This window comes from Elstera litoralis (genome assembly GCF_000963705.1).
In the GTDB taxonomy this organism is placed as follows: Bacteria; Pseudomonadota; Alphaproteobacteria; order Elsterales; family Elsteraceae; genus Elstera; species Elstera litoralis.
In genome coordinates, this window is sequence record NZ_LAJY01000058.1 from 1 (window position 1) to 5,490 (window position 5,490).

General features: G+C 63.0%; 4 protein-coding genes and 1 riboswitch. Of the genes, 1 reads left to right on the top strand and 3 read right to left on the bottom strand.

Going from position 1 to position 5,490, the window contains the following annotated elements:
• The 3 genes from VZ95_RS03200 to VZ95_RS03210 all read right to left on the bottom strand — a co-directional run.
• Positions 1-348: ATP-binding cassette domain-containing protein (locus tag VZ95_RS03200; protein WP_045774599.1), on the bottom strand; the 348-nt coding region annotated here is incomplete at its 3' end.
• Positions 345-1,322: a FecCD family ABC transporter permease gene (locus VZ95_RS03205; RefSeq protein WP_045774600.1), complete on the bottom strand. Its 978-nt coding sequence runs from the start codon at positions 1,320-1,322 to the stop codon at positions 345-347. The genes VZ95_RS03205 and VZ95_RS03200, both read right to left, overlap by 4 nt.
• Positions 1,322-3,169 (bottom strand): TonB-dependent receptor plug domain-containing protein, encoded by a 1,848-nt coding sequence (locus VZ95_RS03210; protein WP_045774601.1) that lies wholly within the window; start codon positions 3,167-3,169, stop codon positions 1,322-1,324. Before VZ95_RS03210 ends, VZ95_RS03205 begins: the two co-directional genes overlap by 1 nt.
• A 115-nt stretch (positions 3,170-3,284) precedes the next feature.
• A riboswitch (cobalamin riboswitch) is annotated at positions 3,285-3,513 on the bottom strand.
• A gap of 95 nt (positions 3,514-3,608) precedes the next feature.
• Between VZ95_RS03210 and VZ95_RS03215 the strand changes: the two genes are divergently transcribed.
• A partial coding sequence (locus tag VZ95_RS03215; protein ID WP_052711437.1) for a CHASE2 domain-containing protein occupies positions 3,609-5,490 on the top strand: 1,882 nt, incomplete at its 3' end.

Consider the following 5,490-nt stretch of genomic DNA (forward strand, 5'->3'; position numbering starts at 1 on the left):
CGTCGGATGGTGCAGGGGCGAGCGCCAGCGCTCCTGCGACTGCGGCAAGCGTCCGAGGGCGACGAGGTCGCGCACGCGGAGCGGCCAGGCGACGCTGCCGCTTTGCGGTAGATAGGCGATCCGCTTGGCGCGGGCGGCGGGGCTGAGACTGCTCAGCGGGCGATTGTCGAGAAACACCTGGCCTTGGTTTGGCGTCAGCACGCCCGCGAGCACGCGCAGCAGCGTGGTCTTGCCCGAACCGTTCGGCCCGATAATTCCCGTCACGCGGCCCGGAAAGGCTTCCAGCGAAACGCCGGTCAGCGGGTGATGGTCGCCGAGCGTGACGGAAATGCCCTCCGCGCGGATCATGCTTCGCTCCGATAGCGCCAGAGCAGCGCGATAAAAGCGGGGGCGCCGATCAGGGCGGTGACGACGCCCAACTGCAATTCGCCGCTGCTGGGGATGATCCGCACAGTGAGGTCAGCCAAGGTCAGCAGCAGCGCGCCGCCGATCAGCGATGGTAGCAGGGCGGCCCCCGGCGACGGCCCGGCGATCCAGCGAATAAGGTGCGGCACGACCAGACCGATAAAGCCGATACTCCCGGCAACGGCGACCGACGCGCCCACGGAGAGGCAAACCCCGGCGATCAGCCGTGCTTTCAGCCACGGCAGGCGCACGCCGAGACTGGCCGCTGCCTCTTCCCCCAGGGTCAGCGCGTCGAGGTCGCGCGCGCAGGACAGCAGCAGCGCCCAACCCACGAGAATGAAGGGCAGCACCAGGGCGAGATCGTCTAGGGAGCGGTCGCGCACTGAGCCTAGCAACCACAGCACCATTTCGGAAATGGCGTAGGGGTTCGGCGCAAGGTTCAGCATCAGCGCGGTTAAAGCGCCGCCGAAGGAGGAGAGGGCGATGCCGGCAAGAATCATCGGGCCGGTGCGGGCGTCGCGCTGGGCGAGGCTCAGGAGGGCCAGCGACGGAATCGCCGCGCCCAGCAAAGCCGCGACGGGCAGCGAGACGGGCACTTCCACCGAAAAGCCGAAATAAAGCGCGATCACCGCCCCCAAAGCCGCCCAGCTTGAGACGCCAAGCAAACCGGGTTCGGCAAGTGGATTGCGTAATAGCCCTTGTAAGGCTGCCCCGGATAGGCCGAGGCTCCCGCCGATCAACAGCGTCAGCGCCGCGCGCGGCAGGCGGATTTCCTGCACGATCAAGGCTGCCTCGCCCTGGCCGAACAGACCGGACAGAATCACATTGGGGGGCAAGGGGAGCGCCCCCCAAAACAGGCTGAGGCCGAAGGCGGCGAGCGCCGCCGCCCCCAGCGCTGCAAGGCCCGTGAAGCGCACTAGAACTCCGCCTTCACGCCCGCATAGGCCGAGCGGCCCGGTGCCCGGTAGCGCGCGGTTTCGCGGCCATCGGCATCGAAGAGATTTTCCGCCCGCAGGTAAAGTTGCGCCCAATCGGTGACGCGGTAGGACGTGCGCGCGTCAAAGACCAGCCCCGGCGGGATTTTGTCGGAACTGAAGCTATTATCCTTCTGCTCCGTGACGAAGCGCATCGCCCCGCCCACTTGCCATTTCTCGGTGATGGCGTAATCGGCGGTCAGGTTCAGCGTATGCTTGGGGCGGCGCGGCAGGCTGAGGTGCGTGCTGCCGTCTTCGGCTTCGAGGAAGGTGTAGTTGGCGGCCAGCGTGAGATCGGCAAGGCCCGTCCAGGTCGCGCCCAACTCGACACCGCGCGTCGTCGCCCGCCCGATATTGGTATAGCCCGCCCCTTGGAACTGAATGAGGTTGCGGTAGCGATTGTGGAACACGCCCGCCGAGAGGGTCAGTGTCTTGCCAATTTCCTGTTCGATCCCGGCGTCGAAGCCCCGGCTGGTTTCAAGCTCAAGGTTCTTATTGCCGTAGAACGGATCGAAGCGCTGGAACAGGGTCGGGGCCTTCGCGCCCGTGCCATAGCTGCCGCGCAAGGTGGTGCCGGTGCTGGCAATACGGTAGGCGGCGGTAGCGCGATAGGTGCCTTTGCCGCCGAAGCTTTCCACATCGTCGTAGCGCCCGCCAAGGGTAACGGTGAAGGCTTCCGTTGCCTTCCACTTATATTGGGCGAAGGCGCTTTGCGTATCCTGGCTAAAGCGCGGCCCGGCTTTGCCAACGGTGGTGGTGCGGGCTTTATCGGTGCGGGTGGCGAGGCCGCCGGTCAGAACGTCCGTATCGAACAGGGTTAGATTGCCCTGATACTCCGCACCATAGCTGCGGCCTTCGTAGCGCGAGGTAAGGTAGAAGCCGAGGGGTTCGTCGTAATCGCGGTCGGTATCGCTGCCGGTGAGTGAGACGGTGTTTTCGAATTTGCCGTCCAACAGCATCAGCGTGCCATCGACGCGCCCGAACAGTTTTTCGGTCGCCACCGAAGCCGGGCCGTCGCGGGTGGCGCTGGGGTCGAAATCGGTATCGAGCTTTTGATAGCCGCCGGAAACGCCCAGGCGGAATTGATCCGAAAACCGATAGCCGCCGCGCCCGGTGAGGCTGATCTGTTCCGCGCCATCTTTTTCCGGACCGGCATAAATGCGCGAAAAGCCTTTGGTTTGGGTATGGGCCGCCGTGAGGGCATAATCGAACCCGTCCTGCGCGCCGGAAATCCCGGCCTGTTGGCGGAAGGTTTGATAGCTCCCGGCTTCAACCAGCCCGGTAATCTTGGCCGGGCCGCGCCCCTTACGAGTGATGACGTTGACGACGCCGCCCATCGCGTCATTGCCGTAAAGCGCCGACTGCGGCCCGCGCAAGATTTCGATCCGCTCGATGCCGTCGACGGTAAGGCCCGAGAAATCATAAGCGGCGCTGGCATCCGCCGCATCATTGACGCGCACGCCATCGATCAGAACCAGCACTTGCCCCGTCTCGGAGCCGCGAATCCGCAAGCCGGAGCTCGACCCAAAACCGCCGTTGCGGCTGATCGCAACCCCAGGGGCGCGTTTCAGCAGATCGAGCACTTCGACCGCGCCGCGCCGTTCGATTTCGGTGGGGGTGATGACCGTAATCGCGCTGCCGGTTTCCGCCGCCGGGCTGGGCAGGCGTTGGGCGGTGACATTGACCGGTGCCAGCATCACGGTGGGGGGCGCGCCGATGCCTTGGGCAAGGGCGACGGCGGGCAGGGCGAAAGCCGAAACAGACACAAGCAAACGATAGGACAAACGCATAAAAGCGCTCCTTTTCCGAACAGCAATTGGACCCCGGTGGCCTTTCGGACGCCGAGGGGCGCAATCGCATAACGGTTGGAGCCGTCCCCTCAGCACACCCCGGCTGGTGGTTGCGACGCGCGCGCGTTGGATTGGCAGGTCTCCTGGCTGATACGTCAGCACCGCCTCCCCATCTTCCCAAACGCTGATGCGTCAGTGATGTTGAACCTTGGGAAACCCCAAGGCGGGGGGCGGCTCGGTATCTACAGTTGCGGGGGCAGCTCGGCTTCGATTCTCGTGGTGAAAACCTGTCCGAATTCCCTTTTCACGCCCAAGTATGGGCGACCGATCCTGGCGCGAACCCTAGGGAGGGCGGGTTCTTCCGTCAAGGCCTACAAAGCTGCGGCAAATTTGCGGCGATTACCGTACAAAGGAAACAGATCAGCGCATGAGGATAAGCATGGGTCCGGCCAATCAAGATCATCCCCCCACGATCATCGAAAAAGAAGCGCCGGACGGCGGGGCGAACGATAATCGCCCAAGCCTCGGGTTGCGGTTGCGGCGGGGGATGAAGAAAATCTTTGGCCAGGGGCGCTGGCTGGCGCTGGTGGCGCTGATTGGGTTGCTGGTTCTGCGCTCCTATGACCCGCAGCCGGTACAGATTCTGCGCCTGAAATCCTTCGATGCCTATCAGACCCTCAAGCCGCGCGAGACGGCCGACACGCTGGTGACGGTGATCGATCTCGACGAGGATAGTCTCGCTGAAATCGGGCAATGGCCCTGGTCGCGCGGGCTGATTGCGGAAATGGTCGAAAAATTAACGGCGGCGGGTGCGATTGCCATCGGCTTCGATATTGTGTTTGCCGAACCGGACCGGCTGTCGCCCCCCCGTTTGGCCGATGCGCTGCCGCCCCAATATGCCGAAATTGCCGCCCAACTGCGTCAATTGCCCGATACCGATACGCAATTGGCGAATGTGCTGGCGAAGACGCCGACAGTTTTGGGACAGACGGTCGCCGACGACACGCGCGGCCTTGCGGTAAAACCGATTGCAGGGATCGCCAAAAAAGGGGCCGATCCGGCACTGTTTCTTCAGCGCTACGCAGGTCTTGTGCATAATCTGCCGCTACTGGAGGCGCACGCGGTTGGGAGCGGCTTGTTCAACTACTCAACCGATGGCGACAATGTGGTGCGCCGGGTTCCGGCGATGGTATCGATCGGCGGGCAAGTCTATCCGACCCTGTCGATGGAAATGATCCGGGTTGCGGCGGGTTTGCCGAACTATGTGGTCGATACCGCGCTCGATGCCGGAATTCAGTCGATTCTTGTGCAGGGCGACAATCCAATTCTGGTGCCGACCGATGCGCAGGCAACCCTGTGGCCGCATTTTGCTAAACGCACGATGGCGCGCTATCTCTCGGCCCGCGAAGTGGTGACGGGGACGTTCGATCCGGCGCGGATCGAGAATAAACTCGTGATTTTCGGGGCCTCGGCAGCGGGCCTGCGCGATCTTCGTACCACGCCCGTCGACGCCGATATTCCGGGGGTCGAGGTTCATGCGCAACTTTTGGAAAGTATGCTGACCGATACGCTGCTCTCGCGCCCGGCGGACTCCGTGGCGATTGAAATGCTGCTTATGCTCGCTTGCGGCCTGCTCATCATCTTCGGCATGCCCCTCGTTGGGGCGCGCTGGACCTTAGTGCTGGTGGTCAGTACGACGGCGGCGATTATCGGCTATGCATGGTATCAATTCGCCGAATACCGCGTGTTGATCGATGCCACCGCCCCGGTGATGGCCACCTTGGTCGTCTTCATGGTCGGCACTTACGCAAGCTATGCCTCGGAAGCGGCGCAGCGGCGGCAGATTCGCAATACCTTTGCCTTCTACCTCTCCCCCGCGATGGTGGACCGGCTGGCCTCCGACCCCAATCAGCTCAAGCTCGGCGGCGAAACCCGCGATATGACGCTGCTGTTCACCGACGTGCGTGGCTTTACCACCATTTCGGAAATGTTCGACGCGCAAGGCCTCACCGCCTTCATGAACCGCTATCTGACGCCGATGACCGATATTGCGCTCGCCCACGGCGCCTATATCGACAAATATATCGGCGATGCCATCATGGCCTTCTGGAACGCGCCGCTCGATGATGCCGAGCATGTGCGCCACGCCTGTCAGACCGTGCTCGATATGCGCACGTCGCTGATTGCCCTGAACGAGGAGTTGAAGGCGGAAGCTGAGGCCAGCGGCAAACGCTTTATTCCCATCAATATCGGTATGGGCCTCAATACCGGCCCCTGTGTAGTGGGGAATATGGGCTCCACCCAGAAATTCAACTATTCCA